Annotated in this window: 1 pseudogene; it reads right to left on the bottom strand. The window is 34.1% G+C overall.

The annotated features are described in order from the left end of the window. Nucleotides 1-166: 166 nt before the first annotated feature. Nucleotides 167-287: pseudogene (locus J8281_RS19765) on the bottom strand (conjugal transfer protein); the annotation flags it as partial.

Raw genomic sequence — 287 nt, forward strand, 5'->3', positions numbered from 1 at the left:
GCAATTCCTTCATTGTATTTTTTTAGGATATTGACCAAGAAAAACAATACAGCACGCGTTTTCATTCCTGCAATGGTATATTGCGAAAAACTGCTGTTCTGTATGGTTTGAAATACCGTGTCGATATATTCTAGCCCAATTCCTAAAATGATGGTTGCGGTCATTTCTAATAGTTTGTTTCGCGATTATTGACTTTATCCTGCATTTTTCTGAAGGAAATAATGTCTCTGTATCGTTTTGTTTTTGTAGTTATATTAGATACCATTTCTTTGGATTCCTGTTCCTTC

The organism is Aquimarina sp. U1-2, assembly GCF_017897595.1.
GTDB lineage: Bacteria > Bacteroidota > Bacteroidia > Flavobacteriales > Flavobacteriaceae > Aquimarina.